The 17641-nt window shown below is 67.2% G+C and carries 17 protein-coding genes; 7 read left to right on the top strand and 10 right to left on the bottom strand.

Going from position 1 to position 17641, the window contains the following annotated elements; translation table 11 throughout:
• Window positions 1–240: 240 nt before the first annotated feature.
• Together WT53_RS20490 and WT53_RS20495 are read right to left on the bottom strand one after the other, a co-directional pair.
• The gene (locus WT53_RS20490; RefSeq protein WP_230624772.1) at window positions 241–1023 is read right to left on the bottom strand and encodes an alpha/beta fold hydrolase; all 783 of its coding nucleotides are present in this window, start codon (window positions 1021–1023) and stop codon (window positions 241–243) included.
• A gap of 144 nt (window positions 1024–1167) precedes the next feature.
• Window positions 1168–1764 (bottom strand): membrane protein, encoded by a 597-nt coding sequence (locus tag WT53_RS20495; RefSeq protein ID WP_034204825.1) that lies wholly within the window; start codon window positions 1762–1764, stop codon window positions 1168–1170.
• 69 nt (window positions 1765–1833) lie between these two features.
• Here WT53_RS20495 and WT53_RS33595 point away from each other — a divergent pair, with 69 nt between their 5' ends.
• The 4 genes from WT53_RS33595 to WT53_RS20510 all read left to right on the top strand — a co-directional run bounded on the left by WT53_RS33595 (window position 1834) and on the right by WT53_RS20510 (window position 5057).
• The gene (locus tag WT53_RS33595; RefSeq protein ID WP_156447893.1) at window positions 1834–2046 is read left to right on the top strand and encodes a hypothetical protein; all 213 of its coding nucleotides are present in this window, start codon (window positions 1834–1836) and stop codon (window positions 2044–2046) included.
• 120 nt (window positions 2047–2166) lie between these two features.
• Entirely contained in the window at window positions 2167–2832 is a 666-nt protein-coding gene (locus tag WT53_RS20500; protein ID WP_034204826.1) for a cation diffusion facilitator family transporter, read from the top strand.
• Window positions 2833–3306: 474 nt separating this feature from the next.
• Window positions 3307–3714 (top strand): helix-turn-helix transcriptional regulator, encoded by a 408-nt coding sequence (locus tag WT53_RS20505; protein ID WP_034204827.1) that lies wholly within the window; start codon window positions 3307–3309, stop codon window positions 3712–3714.
• Window positions 3715–3716: 2 nt separating this feature from the next.
• Window positions 3717–5057, top strand: a complete 1341-nt coding sequence (locus WT53_RS20510) for a type II toxin-antitoxin system HipA family toxin (RefSeq protein ID WP_034204828.1) — start codon at window positions 3717–3719, stop codon at window positions 5055–5057.
• Between the two features lie 157 nt (window positions 5058–5214).
• Here the strand turns inward: WT53_RS20510 and WT53_RS20515 are convergent, their stop codons facing one another.
• Entirely contained in the window at window positions 5215–6342 is a 1128-nt protein-coding gene (locus WT53_RS20515; protein WP_034204829.1) for a 4-hydroxyphenylpyruvate dioxygenase family protein, read from the bottom strand.
• 358 nt (window positions 6343–6700) lie between these two features.
• On the opposite strand from WT53_RS20515, the gene shiA reads away from it, so the two are divergent.
• Window positions 6701–8008: a shikimate transporter gene (gene shiA / locus WT53_RS20520; protein WP_034204830.1), complete on the top strand. Its 1308-nt coding sequence runs from the start codon at window positions 6701–6703 to the stop codon at window positions 8006–8008.
• Window positions 8009–8040: 32 nt separating this feature from the next.
• On the opposite strand, the gene WT53_RS34370 is transcribed toward shiA, so the two are convergent.
• Window positions 8041–8853, bottom strand: a complete 813-nt coding sequence (locus WT53_RS34370) for an HNH endonuclease (RefSeq protein ID WP_230624776.1) — start codon at window positions 8851–8853, stop codon at window positions 8041–8043.
• 167 nt (window positions 8854–9020) lie between these two features.
• Between WT53_RS34370 and WT53_RS20530 the strand changes: the two genes are divergently transcribed.
• The gene (locus WT53_RS20530) at window positions 9021–10322 is read left to right on the top strand and encodes a UDP-N-acetylglucosamine 1-carboxyvinyltransferase (RefSeq protein ID WP_034204832.1); all 1302 of its coding nucleotides are present in this window, start codon (window positions 9021–9023) and stop codon (window positions 10320–10322) included.
• 71 nt (window positions 10323–10393) lie between these two features.
• On the opposite strand, the gene WT53_RS20535 is transcribed toward WT53_RS20530, so the two are convergent.
• Window positions 10394–10807 carry a PIN domain-containing protein gene (locus WT53_RS20535; RefSeq protein ID WP_034204833.1) on the bottom strand — a complete coding sequence of 138 codons (414 nt, stop codon included), beginning with the start codon at window positions 10805–10807 and terminating at the stop codon, window positions 10394–10396.
• Window positions 10794–11027: an AbrB/MazE/SpoVT family DNA-binding domain-containing protein gene (locus WT53_RS20540; RefSeq protein ID WP_027808267.1), complete on the bottom strand. Its 234-nt coding sequence runs from the start codon at window positions 11025–11027 to the stop codon at window positions 10794–10796. Before WT53_RS20540 ends, WT53_RS20535 begins: the two co-directional genes overlap by 14 nt.
• A gap of 162 nt (window positions 11028–11189) precedes the next feature.
• On the opposite strand from WT53_RS20540, the gene WT53_RS20545 reads away from it, so the two are divergent.
• Window positions 11190–11963 (top strand): IclR family transcriptional regulator C-terminal domain-containing protein, encoded by a 774-nt coding sequence (locus WT53_RS20545; RefSeq protein ID WP_034204834.1) that lies wholly within the window; start codon window positions 11190–11192, stop codon window positions 11961–11963.
• Between the two features lie 18 nt (window positions 11964–11981).
• On the opposite strand, the gene WT53_RS20550 is transcribed toward WT53_RS20545, so the two are convergent.
• The 4 genes from WT53_RS20550 to WT53_RS20565 form a co-directional block, all read right to left on the bottom strand.
• Window positions 11982–14282 carry an ATP-dependent DNA helicase gene (locus WT53_RS20550; RefSeq protein ID WP_034204835.1) on the bottom strand — a complete coding sequence of 767 codons (2301 nt, stop codon included), beginning with the start codon at window positions 14280–14282 and terminating at the stop codon, window positions 11982–11984.
• The gene (locus WT53_RS20555; protein ID WP_034204836.1) at window positions 14279–15973 is read right to left on the bottom strand and encodes a VRR-NUC domain-containing protein; all 1695 of its coding nucleotides are present in this window, start codon (window positions 15971–15973) and stop codon (window positions 14279–14281) included. The genes WT53_RS20550 and WT53_RS20555 overlap by 4 nt, the downstream gene beginning before the upstream one ends.
• Before the next feature lie 96 nt (window positions 15974–16069).
• Window positions 16070–16948 (bottom strand): MipA/OmpV family protein, encoded by an 879-nt coding sequence (locus WT53_RS20560; protein ID WP_034204837.1) that lies wholly within the window; start codon window positions 16946–16948, stop codon window positions 16070–16072.
• Window positions 16949–17151: 203 nt separating this feature from the next.
• On the bottom strand, window positions 17152–17463 hold the full coding sequence (locus tag WT53_RS20565) for a hypothetical protein (RefSeq protein ID WP_006479035.1): 312 nt from the start codon (window positions 17461–17463) through the stop codon (window positions 17152–17154).
• Window positions 17464–17641: the final 178 nt, after the last annotated feature.

A 17641-nucleotide genomic window follows, 5' to 3' on the forward strand; every position in this document is an offset into this window, starting at 1 on the left:
ACCCAGTGGAAGACGCACGAATCCGGCCCCGCTCGTTACGGCGTGGCGCGGTGCGGCATCGAAACGCTGGAATCCCTATCGGGTCATGGCCACGAATTCACCGAGCGTCTCGGGTCATCCGCTGGATCGGGACAGCCGCCTTTTGCACGGCAGCCGGAAAAGTACGATCGCGCCACACGCCACACGCGCAGCAACAAAACACCCGCATGCGTGCGACGGCGGCACGAAGCGCGCCGGCCTTCAGCGGCCGGGCGCCACTTCCCTGAAGAAGTCGATCAATTGTCGCGTCAGGAAGGCCGGATTCTCGTCCGGCAGCCAATGGCCGGTATTCGGCGCAACGGCTCCACGCACGTCCAGCGCCAGTTCCTTCGCCATGTCGAGTTCCTTGGCGCCGTTACTCTTGTCGCCGGCGAGCGCCAGTACCGGCATCGGGAGCTTGTGCTTCATGAACGCCTTGAACTGCATCTCGTCCTGCGCAAACGCGCGATAGAGTTCGAATCCGGCGCGTAGCGCGCCTGGAGCCGCATAAGCGGCGGCGTAGACGGCGATATCGTCGTCCGACAGCGGGACGTGGGTTCTCTTCTTGTAGAAATCGAGGATGTACGCGTGCTCCTTGCCCGCAATCAGCATTTCGGCGATATCGCGCTGCTGATGCAAGCCGAAATGCCAGATCTGAGGATCGGCACGGGCCTTCGCTTCGTCCCAGATTCGCGTGCCCGGCATCGGAACGTCGAGCATCGCAAGCTTCGCGATCTCGGCAGGCCATTGCGCGGCGTACGCGTAGGCGACCATCACGCCGATGTCGCGGCCGACGAGATGAACGCGCGTCGCGCCCAACTGGCGAACGAGCGCGCGGATGTCGCCGGCCATCGAGGCCTTGTCGTAGCCACCGAGCGGCTTGTCGGATTCGCCTGCGCCGCGGTAATCGACCGCAACGACGCGATACCCCTCTTCCGCCAGCGCTGGCATCACGTGACGCCACGTGTACCAGGTTTGCGGCCAGCCGTGCAGCAGGATCACCATCTCGCCGTCGTCCGGCCCGCCGGTCACGTAATGGAGGCGTACGTCGTCGACCAGCGCGTAGCGCCGGCTGAATCGTCGATCGAAGCCGGCCGGCAGGCCGGCCGTCGGCATCCCTGACATCGATTGTTCATTCTGCATGGGTCGTCATCCGTTACTTTGTCGGTCGCTCAGCCTGTCGACCTGCTTCACGCCCCGGAGCAGCCATGGCCGAAGTTGCCTCGTGACGAACGGCATGACGATCCAGGTCAGCGACGAAGTCAGGAGTGCGGAGCTGAGCGCGAGTTGGACAGGACGCTCCAGGGCGGGAAGGAGCGCGCTCAGAAGGTAGGTGATCGACAGCAGGACCGGATAAACCGCCAGCCACGTCACGAGAAACGTCTTCCACTTCGGTGTAGCGGGCTTGCCGGCGATCGCGAACCACGCATCCATGCCGACGGCGGCGTCGCGATGTTCGTCCGATATCTCGTCGCCCTTCGCAACCAGCTTTCGCCGCTCCCCGGAGTCCTCCCACGCATGCAGGTGCTCCGGCGAGTCGAAACGATAAACCAGGTAGTTGATGCCGCTTGAATCGCTCAGGCGAACGTTTCCGAGATGCCCCGGGTAGCGCCGCGCTGCCGCGTCGATCTCGCGCGCCCATCGATCGAATTGCCTTTCCCGCCCCGGATGAACGACGCGGCTGACGACGATCGTGCTCGATTCGCGGATCGTGTCGGACGGGGAAAGGCGTGGGCTGTCGTGCATCTGAATGCTGAAGCGAGTGGGCAGTGCATTTCGTCGCTCGGCGGTACCCGATGGCGCCCGAGAAAAAACATGCGCCGTTCGAGCGAACATGCCGGGCTGTCGCGCGAGCAAATCACGGTCCTGTCCGCACGTTGGCAGCGTCGCTTGTCGCACTTCGACGCTCGCTCGAGCGGCCTGCGTCGACGGCGCGGCAGCCTCATGCGATGCCGTCGAATTCGCTACCCAACGAACGCGCGCTGTAATTTTTTCAGCATGATCGAAAGCGTGGAGCGCTACGGGTGAGCGGAAAGTGGATCGCCGGGCGCCTGATCGCCGCCCGCGGCCTTCGTTTGATCTGTCATTCGCGTGCCACCTTCGGCCGGTAACGTTCGAAGCCGCCCCGATTCCGACAAGCGAACCGACATGCAGCGCCCGTCGCGCGCCACGCCCCACGTTTACGCAGCCACGTCCCGCGTCCTCGCCGTCAGCCTCGCGATCAACCTGCTGCTGCTCGCCGTCGAGACGGCGGCGGCATGGTCCGCGCATTCGTCGGGGCTGCTCGCGGACGTCGCGCACGCCGCGATCGATCTTGCGGCCGATGCGCTGATCCTCGTCGCGTGCCGGTTCGACGCGCGCCTGCCGCCGGAGCGACGCCCGACCTACGAGCCGCTCGCACTCGCGGGCCTCGGCGCGTTGCTGGCCGCGACCGGCGCACAGATGATCTGGCATGCGCTGACCCGGTTCGATACGCCGCCCGTCGTGCAGCCGGGCGCGACCGCGCTCGCGCTGGCTGCCGTCACGCTCGCCGGCAAGGCCGTGCTGTCGTACTGGATGCTGCGCAAGGCGCGCGAGACCGGCTCCGCGCTGCTCGAGGCGAGCGGCTGGCACGTGCGGACCGATGCGCTGTCGTCGTTGCTCGCGGCGCTCGCGATGAGTGCGGCGCTGCTCGGTTTCGGCCGTCTCGACGATCTGGCGGCGCTCACGATCGGTGCGCTCGTGATCCGCACGGGCGCCGGGTTCATCCGGCGCGGCTATGCGCAGTGGCCGGCACTGGCCGATTGGACGAATCGCTCGACGCGTGGGTCGTGAACGCGGGTCGTCGCGCCGCTCGTCGATGCCTTCGATACGCGCGATCGAGTGCTCGGGATGAAGAAGAGGCTCGCCCCCGCGAGCCTCTTTTGCGTGATGTCGCCATCGGCATGGCGTGCTTGGCGTACCGATGCTACCGCCCACCCGAGCGGCACGACGCTCCCGGGCAAAATCCGCACGAGCGCCGCCGAGCGACGGCCGCGGCATACGGCATGGGACGGTTTCGCGTAATGGAGTATCGGGATGCCTTGCACGGCATCCCGCGATGCACACGTATGCTCCGCGGGCGGCGTGATGGGGCGATACGCGGGTGTCGTGCGCGACGACCGCAGGCAGGTTGACCGATCGGGCTCCGCGTAACAGGCTATTGCTTGTTTTTTGTCAATACAGTCTATGGTTTGTATTTTGACGATACATGCCATAGACTGTATTTTCAGATTACAAACGATCGCCTGTCATCTCGCGGAGCGCCCGATGGCCTTTCCTGTCCAGACCTTGACCCAATTGCGCCCGATCCTCGTCGGCTTCCGCAAATCCGCGGGGCTCACGCAGGCGCAACTGGCCGCCCGCCTCGGCATCACCCAGCAATCTTATGCTCAGCTCGAAGCCAATCCGTCGGCGGTCAGCATCGAACGGCTTTTCAAGGTGATGAACGCGCTTGGCGTTCGCATGATGCTCAGCCTCGACGAGCGGGATGCACCGGCGGACGCGGCCGATTCGGCTTCCGCTGCCGAACCGGTGGCGCGCCGCAAGCCGGTCGCGAGCAAGCGCGGCACCACGGCCGCGACAACCCCGACCGGGGCCGCCGTCGGAACTGTGCGGAAGCGCCCGACAGCGACGACTCGGGCCAGGCCACGCGCGTCGGAGCGGGAGGACTGGTGACGATGGTCGCACGCGCCCGCAGCAACCGGCTCGACCTGTGGATGAACGGCATTCCTGTCGGCTACTGGGAAATCCGGCGCGGGGTCGAGCGTCTCGTCTACCTGCCGGACTGGCTCGACGATCCCCAGGGCCGGCCGCTGTCGTTGTCGCTGCCCTTCACGCCCGGCAACCAGCCGCACCAGGGCGCGATCGTGGCCGACTACTTCGACAATCTGCTGCCGGACAGCGAGCCGATCCGCCGCCGCATCGCGCAGCGTTACCGGCTCCGGTCGACAGCGCCGTTCGACTTGCTCGCGTCGATCGGCCGCGATTGCGTCGGCGCGATCCAGATGCTGCCGCCCGACGAGACACCGGTCAATCTCAACGGAATCGAAGGCACGCCGCTCGACGACGCAGCCGTTGCCGATGTGCTGCGCCACGCGACCGCCGCGCCGCTGCCCGGCCGCGGGGAACCGCACGACGACCTGCGCCTGTCGATTGCCGGCGCGCAGGAAAAGACCGCGCTGCTGCGTCGGCGCAACCGCTGGCTGCGGCCGTCGGGCAGCACGCCGACGACCCACATCTTCAAGCTGCCGCTCGGGCGCGTCGGCAACATGCAGGCCGACATGCGCACGTCCGTCGAAAACGAATGGCTGTGCTCGAAGATCGTCGCCGCGTACGGCTTGCCGGTCGCACCGTGCGAGATCGGCCGGTTCGACGATCAGAAGGCGCTGATCGTCGAGCGCTTCGACCGGCGCCCGTCGCGCGACGGCTCGTGGATCCTGCGGCTGCCGCAGGAGGACATGTGTCAGGCAACCGGCACGCCGTCGGGAGCGAAATACGAAACGGACGGCGGCCCCGGCATCGAGACGATCATGGGCATCCTCGCGAATTCGGCCGACGCTTCCCGCGACCGGATGAATTTCTTCGTCGCACAGCTCGTGTTCTGGGTGCTGGCGGCGATCGACGGCCACGCGAAGAACTTCAGCATCGCGCACCTGCCCGGCAATGCGTATCGCAGCACGCCGCTGTACGACGTGCTGTCCGCGCATCCGATCATCGGTACGCGCCGCAATCAGATCCCGCCGAGCCGCGCGCGCCTGGCGATGGCCGTCTGCGGGAAGAACCGGCACTACGTGATCGGGGAAATCCGGCCGCGCCACTGGATCGCACAGGGCCGGCGCGTCGGCCTGACCGAAGACGACGTGCGGACCGCGATGACGGCCGTCGCAGCACGGACGGAGCCCGCGATTGCCGAAGCCGCCGCGCAGATCCCGGCGGATTTTCCGGCGGACGTGGCAGACGCGATATTCGCGGGCATGCGTCGGCAAAGCCGTAAATTCGCGGCGGCCGACGCGGCGTGACAAATCGACCGGCCGCGACGGGCTGCCGGTCTTCGCCGCAATACTTCGACCCTCCGTCGACGGGCGGCCCTGGCAGGACCGAAGCGGCTACGCCGCCGCGGATACGGACATCGAACGCCCGCGCCGAACCGCTTGCCGGCCGCCGGCGGCTGATCGTTCAGCCGGCGTCGCGCGCGCGGGCGAGTGCCGCGAGGTTGCCCTCGCCGAACCCGTGGTGCCCCTTGCGCTGCACGATCTCGAAGAAGATCTCGCCCGGGCGGCGTTTGACGAAGGTCTGGAAGAACAGCCTCGGCACGCCGTCGTCGCCGATCTCGCCGTCGACCAGCACCGCGCGACGGCGCAGCGCGTCGAGATCGACACCGTGCCCAGGCAGCCGCGCGTCGACGTCGTCGTAATAGCGTACGGGCGGCTCGATGAATTCGACGCCGTTCGCACGCAACGCATCGACGCACGCCAGGATGTCGTCGGTAGCCAGCGCGACGTGCTGCACGCCTTCGCCCGGATGGTCGGGCAGGTACGCATGCATCAGCTCGGTGCGCCGCGTACCTTCCTCGTAGACCGGAATCCGCACCGCGCCGCACGGCGACACCATCACGCGCGACTCCTCCGACACATGCCAGTGCGCGTCGATCTGGTGGATCTCGCGAAAATGCAGCAGGTCGTGGTAGAAATCCAGCCACTCCTGCATGCGGCCCGCGCCGACGGTTTGCGTGAAGTGGTCGACCTGCTGCAGGCCGACGCCCGCGCAATCGAGATCGGTATGCGCGGTCGCGATGTCGATCGGCCGGAAATCGATGTCGAAGATGGAGATGTCGCCGACGCCGCCGCGCTGGCCGTCCCGACCGCGCCAGCGGTCGACGAAATACAGGTGCGAATCGCCGATACCCTGGATCGCCGGGATCCTCAGCTCGCCGACGCCCACCTTTTCGCCTTCGAACGCCCACGCCCCGAGCTGGATCGCGCGCTCGAACGCGCGCCGCGCGTTCGCCACGCGCAACCCGATCGCGCAGACACCCATCCCGTATTCCTCCGCATAGCGCGCGGCGAACGAATCGGGCTCGGCGTTGATCAGGAAATGCATCTGCCCCTGCCGGTACAGCGTGACGTTCTTGCTGACGTGCCGCGCGATCGCCTTGAACCCGAACTGCTCGAAGCGCTGCGCGAGCGTTTCCGGCACGGGCGCCGCGAATTCGACGAATTCGAGGCCGGCCATCCCGAGCGGATTGGCGGCCGGATCGGCGACGGGCGGCGTATCGCTGGACAAGGGGTGGGAATTGCCGGGCATTCCAGTCTCCGGGGGCATGCTGTCGATGAGGGATTGTGCCCGTCGCGTGCGGCATGCGCGGCCGATGCGGCGGCCTCGCCTCCGCCCCGAACGGGCGAGTTGTCGATGCTGCAGATTTTAACCAGATCGTTCATTGCGGCACACCCCGGCCAAACGGCATATCGTCGCGCGGCCTAGTGCAAACCCGAAAAGCGTTCGATAATCGCACGGAATTGAACGATAATCGCGCACATTATCCGATTGGCCAATTGTCGCCGTGCGGCCCGCGCCCTATTCTCCGTTCACTCATCGACTTCAATGCAGCATCGGACGCGGCGCCGCCACGATTCCACGATGCGCCGTGCCAGGAGACATCGCCATGACCCCCACCTTCGACACCCTCGACGCCGCCGCCGGCGCCCGTGCGCGCAGCCAGGCCCGCAAGGCCGCGATCGGCAGCTTCGTCGGCGCCGTCGTCGACTGGTACGACTTCCTGCTGTACGGGATCGTCGCCGCGCTGGTGTTCAATTCCGAGTTTTTCCCGAAAGTCAGCCCGACGATGGGCACGCTCGCGGCGTTCGCCACCTTCGGCGTCGGCTTCCTGTTCCGGCCGCTGGGCGGCATCGTGTTCGGCCACTACGGCGACCGGCTCGGCCGCAAGCGGATGCTCGTGCTGACCGTGATGCTGATGGGGCTGTCGACGGTCGCGATCGGCCTGCTGCCGACGTTCTCGACGATCGGCTGGTGGGCGCCCGTGCTGCTGGTGCTGATGCGCGCGATCCAGGGTTTCGCGGTCGGCGGCGAATGGGGCGGCGCGGCGCTGATGGCCGTCGAGAGCGCGCCGAAGCAGAAGAAGGCGTTCTACAGCAGCGGCGTGCAGGTCGGCTACGGCGTCGGTCTCGTGCTGGCCACCGGCATCGTGTCGATCCTGAGCCATACGCTCGGCGAGGCCGCGTTCAAGTCGTGGGGCTGGCGCCTGCCGTTCGTGTTCAGCATCGTGCTGGTGCTGATCGGGCTCTGGGTGCGCAAGAACATGGACGAATCGCAGGAGTTCGTCGAGAAGGTCGAGCACGGCAACCGCAAACTGCGCCTGCCGGTGCTGGAGGCGCTGACGCGCCACCCCAAGGCGTTCCTGCTGATCGTCGCGCTGCGGCTCGCCGAACTGTTCACGATGTATATCGTCACCGCGTTCGCGCTCAGCTATTCGACGACGAACCTCGGCATGTCGCGCGATCTGTTCCTGAACATCGGCCTGCTGGTGGGCGCGGTGAGCTGCGTGACGATCCCCTGCTTCGCATGGCTGGCCGACCGCTACGGCCTGCGCCGAATCTACCTGATCGGCGCGCTGATCGGCCTCGTATCCGCGGTGCCGTTCTTCGTCGCGCTGGAAGCTCGATCGATCGCATGGATCGTGATCTTCTCGATCCTGCTGGCGAACGCCGCGCACGACATGGTCGTGAGCGTCCAGCAGCCGCTGTTCACCGAGCTGTTCGGCGCCGAATATCGCTACAGCGGCGCGGGCGTCGGCTACCAGTTCGCGAGCGTCGTAGGCGGCGGGTTCACGCCGTTCATCGCGGTCGGCCTCGTCAGCCTCGCAGGCGGTTCGTGGCACCTCGTCGCCGGCTATCTGGCGTTCGGCTGCCTGATCTCGCTGGCGGTCGCCGCGCGGATGCGGGCGGCGCAATGACGTGATGAGCGCGTGGCCGGCAAGTGCACCGGTTACGCGCGAACGAGGCGTGGCAACCGTGCGTAGAGGCGTTCGACGAGTTGTTGGGCGCCCTCGCCGTAATGCAGTTCGCGGTGGCAGTTCGGGCACACGGCTACCGTGTTCGACACGAGATCGGGCCCCCGCTCCGCCAGCTTACGGACATGATGTACCTCCAAATACGGCAGTCCGTCCGCGCCTTTGAAGGGCGCAGGCTCGCGACAGCATTCGCAGGTGCCGTTCGCTTGCGCCAACACCCAAGCCTTGACCGAAGGATCGCGGCGAATCTGGGTCACGGTTGCATGGGTGACCTCAGGGCTCGCGCTGCCCGGCGGCGGCACGATCTGCGGCTTTTTCAACGCGTCGCGTACGTCGAGTTCGAATTTCACGGTCGGCGCGGCTGATCGCTGCTCTAGTTCGTTGATGAATTGTTCGATCAACGCGCCGTTCGAGCCGACGTTCTTTGCTGGCTTGAGACCGGGAAGCCATTGGCGGCCCATCAGCGCCAGCACATACGAAATGTTCTGCATTCGATACTCGAACGCTTTTGCGGTGCGATTGAATCGCGCGGCCAGCTTTTCGTACACCGCTTTCTTGACGTACGACTGACCCGCGCGCTCGCTCTCGAGCATTTTGAGATATTCGTCGACCGACGAACGGAGTTCATCGCGCGTCCATGGCCGGCCGTCTGCATTCGCAGAAACGTCGTCAGATAAGGAGGATTTAGGTGTTGGGGTCGACATGAAGGTCGGATTCGGGAGTCCGATCTCGATTTTACGAGATAAGAGGCCGATCCGATCCTCATCATGGAAACCGGCCGTTTTCATTTTCCCGCGCCGACCGCCCCGTTGGATTGCCGATCACACCCGCGTCCAACGTCAAACACGGTCAATCGAGCACCCCGATTCCCCTTTTCCCCTCCGAACACTCCACGCCGCGTGCCGACCAATGGCATCATATGGGCCTACGTCAGTCACCGATACGCCCCCATATCATGTCGAATCTCATCGTCCACGGCGGCACTCCGCTGCGCGGGGACATCAAGCCGTCCGCGAACAAGAACGCCGTCCTGCCGATTCTGTGCGCCACCCTGTTGACCGATCAGCCGCTGCGCCTCGTCGGCGTGCCGGACATCACCGACGTGCGCAAGATCCTCGACATCTTCCGCACGCTCGGCAGCGACGTGTCGGTCGATTTCACGACGGGCCTGCTCGAGCTTCATCATCGCAACACGCAATTCGATCCGGCCATCCACCGGCTGCCCGAGGCGATGCGTTCGTCGATCATGCTGATTCCGCCGCTGCTCGCGCGCTTCGGCGTCGCACGCCTCGAGAACGACGTGAAAGGCTGCACGCTCGGCGTGCGCGAGATCGATCCGCACGTCGAGGTGTTCGAACGTTTCGGCGCACACATCGAGCGCACGCCCGATTCGCTGATCGTCCGTACCGACGGGCCGCTGACGGCCAACGATCACTGGCTCGACTACGCGTCGGTGACGACCACCGAGAACTTCGCGCTGTGCGCGACGGCCGCGAACGGCACGTCGACGCTGATGAACGCGGCCTCCGAGCCGCACGTGCAGGAGTTCTGCCAGTTCCTCGCGATGATCGGCGTCGCGATCGAGGGCATCGGCACGTCGCGGCTCTGCGTGACGGGCGGCGGCAAGCTCGGCGGCGGCGAGTTCCGCTTCGCCGAGGACTTCCATGAAATCGCGACGTTCCTTGCGCTCGGCGCGATCACGGGCGGCGACATCACGGTGCGCAATTCGTCGCCCGAGCATTTCCCGCTGATCGACCGCACCTTCGCGAAATTCGGCGTCACCGTCACGCACCGGGACGGCTGGTCGCGCGCGGAGCGCGACGGCCCGCTGCGCGTGCGCCGGCCGTTCACGCAGAACATCCTGACCAAGGTCGAGGCCGCGCCGTGGCCGTACCTGCCGGTCGACCTGCTGCCGATCTTCATCGCGCTCGGCGTGCGCGCGGAAGGCAGCGCGATGTTCTGGAACAAGGTCTACGACGGCGCGCTCGGCTGGTCCGGCGAACTGTCGAAGTTCGGCGCGCACGTGTTGTTGTCCGACCCGCACCGGCTGATCACGTTCGGCGGACTGCAACTGACGCCGGCGCGCGTCGAGAGCCCGTACATCATCCGCGTCGCGATCGCGCTGCTGATGGTGGCGGCGAGCATCGAAGGCCGCTCGGAAATCATGAACGCGCTGCCGATCCGCCGCGCGCATCCGCATTTCGTCGAGAACCTGCGTTCGGTCGGCGCGAACGTCGAGTGGACGAGCAGCGAGTAAGGCCACGACGGATGCGGCGCGCGTAACGGTCGTGTCGCATCCGCTTCCCCATTTTTCCGGTTCGTCCGTCCTCAAGCAAACGGATTGCGCAATACCGGACCGCCGTCCACTTGCAAGCCGTCGTGCATGTCTTCGGTGTACAGATACTCGCACCCCTCGATCGAAGCAGTGGCCACGATGCATGCGTCGTAGAAGGACAGCCGATGCCACTCCGCCAGCCGCCGCGCGAGGTCGTGCGCATCGACGGTGAGCGGCACGACATGGCACAAACGCCTGATCGGCTCCAGAAACTCCCCGACCTCGCGCCACGGCATCCGCAGTTTGCGGTTGCAGACACTGGCGACCTCGTTCAATACCTGGACGCTGAGGGTTGGCCGCCGCAGGAACAGCGCTTCCGCACGATTTGCCTTGGTTTCGTCGTCGGACAGCAGATAAAGCACGACATTGCTGTCGACGAACGACTTCTCCGTCTCAATCCTGCTCATTCGCATCGTCCCGGCTGAACTTGAAATCGGCGGGCAATTTGCCCCTGAAGCGCCGCAGCCGCTCCAGAAGCTCGTCGGGCCTCGGCTTGCGGCTCACCGCGAAAACCCGGGGACTGTCGACCACAATCTCGATATCGTCGCCTTCGCGGAGTTCCAGTGCGTCAACCACACTGGCCGGAAGGCGAACTGCCAGGCTATTGCCCCATTTTGCGACTTGCATATGAGCCCCCATAGATATACGCGATCGATTGTATATCCATGGTGCAAGTCCGCAAGCTGGCCGAATGATGTAGTCCGCATACCAAGCATGTCGCAGTGCCTCGCCACTCGCGCGATAATCGCCCACTCCCGCGCGAACATCGCGCGCCACTGCCCGCCCGTGATGACAAAAAAGCCCGATCTCGACCGACGCGACTGGATTGCCGGCCTCGAAAAAGGCCTGATGATCCTGGAGGCGTTCGACAGCCAGCACGCGCGCATGACGCCCACGCAGGCCGCCGCGCGCACCGGCCTCACGCGCACGGCCGCGCGGCGCTACCTGCTGACGCTCGAGTCGCTCGGCTACGTGTACACCGACGGCAAGCTGTACGGCCTCACGCCGCGCGTGCTGCGGGTCGGCTGGTCGTACTTCGATTCAGCGCGGCTGCCGCGCACGGTCCAGCCTTATCTGCAGCAACTGAGCGCGTCGCTGAACGAATCGGCGTACGTCAGCGTGCTCGACGGCTGGGAACTCGTGTTCATCGCCCGCAACGGCGTGTCGCGCGTGATGACGACGGGCTTCGTGCTCGGCGCACGCGTGCCGGCGCCGCTGACGTCGCCCGGTGTCGTGCTGCTCGCCCATCATCCCGATCGCGAGGCCGTGCGCGCGTGGCTCGACGAGACCGAGTTGCCGCCGTTCACGCCGCACACGATCACCAACAAGGCGCGGCTGCTCGAACAGGTCGACCAGGCGCGCGACGCCGGCTACGCGGCGATCGAGCAGCAGTTGCAGGTCGGCGTGCGCGGGATCGCGGTGCCGCTGAAGAACCGTCACGGCGAAGTCGTCGCCGCGCTGAGCACGAACATGCCGATCGGCGCGGAGACGAGCGACGCGGCCGTGAGGCGCGTGCTGCCGCATCTGCAGGAAGCGGCGCTCGCGATGCTCAACGTGCTGTAGCGACCGGCGTCGCCGCCGTCACCCGATCCGCCACCACCGCGGCAACAGATTGCGCACTTCGCGCCGCCGGTAACGGTCGTCGATCAGATGCACGACGCCCTCGTCATGCTCGGTCCGGATCACGCGCCCGGCTGCCTGCACGACCTTCTGCAGCCCCGGGTACAGGTACATGTAGTCGTAACCGTTGCCGAAGCGCGCATCCATCGCGCGCCGCATCTGCTCGTTGACGTCGTTGACCTGCGGCAATCCGAGCGTCGCGATGAACGCGCCGATCAGCCGCTCGCCGACCAGGTCGACGCCTTCCGAGAAAGCCCCGCCCAGCACCGCGAAACCGACGCCGCGGCCGGCCGCGTCGAAGCGCGCGAGAAACGCGTCGCGCTCGCTTTCGGCCATACCGGGCGCTTGCGCCCACACGGGGACGTCCGGATGGCGCGTCTGCATCAGCGCGACCACGCGCCCGAGGTAGTCGAAGCTGCTCAGGAAGCCGAGATAGTTGCCGGGCCGGGCCGTGTATTGCGCGGCGATCAGGTCGGCGATCGGCTCGAGCGAGCGATCGCGGTCGCGCCAGCGCGTCGATACGTGGCTCGCGACGCGCACCGTCAGTTGCTCGGCGCGGAACGGCCCATCGACGTCGAGCCAGCCCGTATCGCCGGGTAGCCCGAGCGTGTCGCGGTAGAAATGGAACGGGCTCAGCGTGCCCGAGAACAGCACGGTTGCGCGCGCGGCTTCGTAGCGCGGCGCCAGGAAACCGGCCGGGATCACGTTGCGCACGCACAGCGTCGACTGGACGCGGCGCCGGCGGCCGGCCGTCGCGACGCCGTCGAGCGCGGGCTGCCGCGGGATCGGTTCGCCATGCAGCGTCGCGTCGAAGATCGATGCGCTGTCGAACGCTTCGGCCAGCACGCCGAACTGGATCGCCTCGAAATGAAAGCGCAGCAGCGCGTCGCCGTTCGCGCGCGGCGCGTCGGTCAGGTGTTCGCCGATCGCCGCGACGAGGTTTTGCACGGCCGACACGATCGGGCCCGGTACGTCGGGATAGGCCGCATAGCGCTCGGCCTGCGCGCGATTGAGCGTACCCCACGCACGGGCGAGCCGGTCGAATGCCTTGCGCAGCGCCGCGGGCGCGGCTCCGCGCGCGGCCGTGAACGCGAACGGATCGAGCGACGCGCTGTACATCTTGCGGGCGCGGTCGAGCAGGTTGTGCGCTTCGTCGACGAGCACGCCGACGCGCCACTGGTTCTGCTGCGCGAGCGTGTGCAGCATCGCGCTGCCGTCGTAGTAGTAGTTGTAGTCGCCGATCACCATGTCCGACCAGCGCGCGAGCTCCTGCGCCAGGTAGTACGGACAGACGTCGTGCGCGAGCGCCGCGGCGCGCACGGCATCGCGATCGAGCAGCCCGGCCTCGATCGCCGCGTCGCGCGCGGCCGGCAGCCGGTCGTAGAACCCTTTCGCGAGCGGGCACGATTCGCCATGACACGCGTTGTCCGGATGCTCGCACGCCTTGTCGCGCGCGACGAGTTCCAGCACGCGCAGCGGCAGCGCGGGCGTGCCGGCGCCGAGCGTCGTCGCCGCTTCGAGCGCGAGCGCGCGGCCGGGCGTTTTCGCGGTCAGGAAAAACACGTGGTCGAGCTCGCCCTCGCCGCAGGCCTTCAGCAGCGGGAACACGGTGCCGAGCGTCTTGCCGATGCCGGTCGGCGCCTGCGCCATCAGGCAGCGTTCGTCGCGCGCCGCGCGATAGACGGCCACCGCCAGCTCGCGCTGGCCGCTGCGGAACTGCGCGTGCGGAAACGCGAGCGCGCGCAGCGCCGCGTCGCGGGCGGCGCGATGGGCCGTCTCGCGTTCGGCCCAGCCGACGAAGCACGCGCACTGCTCGGCGAAGAACGTCGCGAGCGTGCCGGCATCCAGCGTTTCCGTCAGCACGGTCTCGCGCTCGGACACGATGTCGAAATACACGAGCGCGACGTCGATTTCCTTCAGATCGCGCGCATCGCACATCAGGTGCGCATAGACCTTGGCCTGCGCCCAGTGCAGCGCACGATGGTTGGCCGGCATCGCGTCGAGGCTGCCGCGATAGGTCTTGATTTCCTCGAGCCGGTTCGCCACCGGATCGTAGCCGTCCGCGCGGCCGCGCACGGTGAGCGTGCCCCACGTGCCCGTCAGCGCGATCTCGGTTTCGTAGCGCGCGCCGCGCTTCGACGTGACCGCGCCGTGGCCGGCGATGCCTTCGAGCGCGGTCGGCGCGGGCGTGAAGCGCAGGTCGAGATCGCCGCGCCGCGCGGTGAATTCGCACATGGCCCGCACCGCGACGACGTAGCTCATGCGGACAACCCCGCCGCTTCGGCGTGCGCGGCGGCCCCGACGGCCCACTCGACGTCGACGACGCGCACCGGCATGCGGTGCGCGATGCAGTAGGCGAGCCAGCGTGTCTGGTTGTCCTGCAGCCGATCGCCGGGGCCCTTCACCTCGATCAGCTCGTAGCGGCGTTCGTCGGGCCAGAAGCGGACGAGATCGGGCAGGCCTGACCGGTTGCTGCGGATATCCGCGAGCAGGCGCGTGAACCATAGCCGCAGATGCTCGGGCGGCAGGCAGGCGAGCGCTTCGTCGAGCAGCGTGTCGGTCAGCACGCCCCAGAACACGAACGGCGATTGCAGCCCGGCCTTCGTCGCGAAATGCCGGCGGATCGTGTCGCGGTACGCGCCCGAATCGAGCTGCGCGAAGCATGCATCGAAGGCCGCCGCGCGGCGCACGGCGAAATCGGGCGCGTGCAGATCGGCCGGGCCGCGCTGGAACGGGTGAAAGAACGCACCGGGCACGGCCGCGAACACGGGCTCCCAGCACAGCAGCCCGAACAGCGAATTGATCAGCGTGTTTTCGACGTAGTGGACCGGCGAAGCCGGCTGCGCGAGATGATCGCGCACGGCGAATTCGACGCTGACGGATGCGTCGGGACGCGCCAGCACGAGCGTCTCGCGCGGCACGTCGGCGGCGGCGGCCGCGCGTTCGACCCGCTGGCCGGCCCGGCGCTGCAGGCGCGGCAGCATGCGCTCGACGCGCTGACGTTCCTCGTCGCTCTCGAAACCGCCGCGCGCGTCGAGCGCCAGCGCGAGCGCGTCGTCGTCGCGTCCGCAGCGTTCGAGCACGCGGATGCGCCGGTGGCGGCTGCCGGGCCACGCGCTGCGGGTATACGCGTCGAGGGCGGTGCCCCAGTCGGCACGGCGCTCGCACGCCTGGCCGAGCGCGAACAGCAGCTTCGCGCGGCGCGTCTCGAGCCACGGCTGCGCACAGCCGACGGCGTCCAGCGCGCGGATCAGGTCGTCGAACGGCAGATCGTCGGGCCATGCATCGAGCGCGTCGCGGCACATCTGCAGCGCGAGATACGCGTCGACGTCGTCACGCTGCTGGAACGCGCGCGACGACGGCGCGATCGGCACGCTTTCGTACTGAAACACGCCGAGATCGGCGAGCACGAATTCGCTCCAGTCCTGATGCAGATTGCCGAAGAACATCAGCCGCAGCCGGTCGCACAGGGCGCCGACCGTCACGCGCAGTACGCGGTCGTCGGCCTGTGCGCACCACGCGTCGAGCGGTTGCGCGACGTCGTGCGCGGGGCGCAGCCGGTCGAGCCAGTCGGCCTTGCGTTCGCCCGCATGCGCGGCGAGCGACGGAAAGATGCGCATCAGCTCGGCCTTGGTCGACAGCGCGAACAGCTCGTCGAGCGTGAGCGGCGGCGCCGGATCGACCCAGCCGACGGCGACGAGCGGCGCGGCGGCGTCGAGCGTGCAGCCGATCTCGTCGTACACGAGCTTGCTCGCGCGGAAATCGGACCCGTTGCGCATCAGCATCCGCACGAGCAGCGCCCGCGACGCCTGCGGCAGCGTCGCGAACTGCCGGACGAACGCGTGCTCGTGCGCGTCGAACAGGTCGTCGTAACGCTCGCCGAGCCAGGCCAGCGCGCGTTCGAAATTGGTCAGGTAGTAAAACGCCGGAGGCGTCGGCGAGGCAGGCGTCACGGGGATCGATCACTGTACATTTGTACAGGTCGCAATCATATCAAATATGACGGGCGATGCCGCACCCGGCACCGCCCTCCCGCTATCCGGCTTCGGTCAGAACTGGTAATTCACCGACATGTCGAACACGCCGTTGGTCGACTGCTGCGTGATCGGGCTGCGCGCCGCGCGGCCGACGAGCTGCTCGATCGCGCCGTCCATCGTGACGAACCAGTGCTTGTTCACGAACCACACCATCGTCACGCCGAGGCCGGCCGACTTGATCCCGGCCCCCGACGAGTAGGCCGGCAGCCCCGAGCGCGCGGCCGCGCCCTGGTTCACGCCGAACCAGCTGTTCATGTAGCGAGAGTCGGCGAACGACACGGTCGGCCCCGCGAACCAGAAGAAGTGTTCGTTGCTGCCGGGCATCGGCATGTAAGCGGAGAAATCGCCGGTCCAGCCGTTCGACCCGCCAATGCTGCGCCGGACGTCCGCGCGCAGCACGAGCGGGAAATCCTTCGAGACCACGTAATCGGCGGCGAGCTTCATCACGGGTGCCGCGTTGATGTTGTCGAGGCCGTTCAGGTGGCCGAGATCGTCGGCCGAACGGCGCCCGAGGTCGTAGCCGACCGCCAGGCTCACGCGCCAGTTCGGCCCGCGCAGCACGTTCGCGCCGAGGCCCTCGCCGGTCGACAGGAAGAACAGGTCGCGATAGCGGATGTCGAAATTCGGGCCGCCCATCACGCGGTAGCGGTCGGAGCCCGCGTAGCGCGGCTGCAGCGTCATCGCGGCGCCGACGCTCACCTGCCACGTGGGAATATTCGGATCGAAGAGTTTCTGGAGCGGTACACCCGCCGTGTACTGCCATTCGCCGAGCGGCGAAGGCGTCTGGGCCGACGCGTCGCGCGCGCCGGCGGCCAGCGCCGCGCATGCCGACAGGCCGGATACGAACCGGCGTGCGCCGGGCGACAGCAACAGGCGAGCAACAGTGGTCAAGGCGGTCTCCGTCGGCTGCACGAAACGAACCTGAAGGAAAGCGCGTCGCGCTTCAGCGGCTGCAACAGTCGGCAGCCCGCTGCGCGAACGTAGTGTGCGCTGAATTAACGGACATCCTACGCGACACGCGTGCGGACGCAAAGCGCCCGTTGTGGACGGGCACTTTGCCGGGATCCGGCATGCGCCGGCGGATGATTGCGGAATCAGAAACGCTCGACGTGATAGTCGCCGGCGAGCGCGGCCGGGCTGCGCGTCGACATCATTCGCGAGAATCCGTCCGCGAGCCGGCCGAGCGCCAGCTGTTTCTGGCTCGCGTCCCAGTGCGTATAGGTGTCGTACGCGGCATCGTCGAACGAAACGGTGACGGCGACCGGGCGGCCGCTGGCGCGAAAGCCGATCTGCAGCACGCCGCCCGGCAATTCCTCGATGTGATAGTGCAGCGAACGCGATTCGAAATAGCGGCCCAGTACCTGAGCGATCGCGCGCTTGTCCGGCGATTGCACGTGAATGTCCATGACGGTCCTCCTTTCAATGTTCGCGCGGCCGGTGGTGGCACACTGCCCCCGTCCGGCGTCCGCATCGGCGGCGGGTTCGACGGCGGATCGCCTTGCGGCAGCCCGTCGGGCACGGGCGGGTCGACCGGGTCGTCGTGCCCGGGCGGCGGCGGATCCGGATCGACGTCGGGTGTCGTCG

Origin of the sequence: Burkholderia sp. MSMB2157WGS (assembly GCF_001532755.1) — a bacterium.
GTDB lineage: Bacteria > Pseudomonadota > Gammaproteobacteria > Burkholderiales > Burkholderiaceae > Burkholderia.